The 1047-nt window shown below is 49.3% G+C and carries 1 protein-coding gene; it reads right to left on the bottom strand.

Features of this window, described 5'->3' with window-relative positions; all coding sequences use genetic code 11:
• The coding region (locus tag C7475_RS32730) for an amino acid adenylation domain-containing protein (RefSeq protein ID WP_146217737.1) at positions 1-1047 on the bottom strand (1047 nt) is incomplete at both ends.

The raw sequence follows: 1047 nt of genomic DNA, 5'->3' as shown, positions 1-1047 counted from the left end.
TTGTTCGGTATCGTTACGCGGTGCTACATATGCACGCACTGATGTGATCAAACCTGATACCGGTGGTAAAGCACGACGGTCCAGCTTTCCATTGGTCGTCAGCGGCAAACGGTCTAAAGGAATGAATATGCCTGGCACCATATAAGCAGGTAGATGGCTCCGTAACCACGCCTGTACCCCGTCCCTATCAAACGTTTCTGTTGCCACTACATAAGCTACTAACTGCGTATTATCGCCAGTGGCTAATACTGCACAATGGCTGATACTTTCGTATTGCTGCAGCACACTTTCTATCTCACCCAGCTCAATGCGATAGCCGCGTACTTTCACCTGCTGGTCACGACGACCTACATACATGATCGTTCCATCTTCACGCCAGTAACCGAGATCTCCCGTGCGATACAACCTGCTGCCAGAGATACCGCTGAAGGGATCGCTAATGAACTTCTCTGCAGTCAACGCTTCCTGGTTCAGGTAACCACGCGTTACACCAACACCTCCTATACAGATCTCTCCGGGAATACCCACAGGGCATAACTGACCTTCACTGACTATATACACTTGTGTATTACTTACCGGACGCCCTATTGGAAGATCCGGGCCTGTAAGCTCCTCACCTTCATAATGGTAGATCGTGGCTGTGATCGTGGCTTCTGTAGGCCCGTATTTATTATAAAAAGAGATATTATTATTCCAAAGTTGCAGTAGGCTCACAGGACAACGCTCTCCACCTGACAACACACGCTTCAGTGATGGATATGGCCCCTGCTCGCCCAACTGATACAGTACGCCAGGCGTTGCATGTAAATGGGTGATCCCCGTTTCACGGATCAGTTTTGATACCTGTACAAGGTCCTGCCGCATACCGCCTGCTATCAATACCATTACGGCCCCACTGATCAATGGCAGGAAGAGCTGTTCCACAGATGCATCGAATGTATAACTGGCCGGCTGTAGCATTCTTTCTCCTTCATCAACACCCAGGTAAGCGTGTTGATGGCACAGATAGTTCACTACACCACCATGTTCTACCAGTACACCTTTAGG

This window comes from Chitinophaga sp. S165 (assembly GCF_003182155.1).
Classification (GTDB): Bacteria; Bacteroidota; Bacteroidia; order Chitinophagales; family Chitinophagaceae; genus Chitinophaga.
This window is presented reverse-complemented; position numbering and strand designations above follow the sequence as displayed.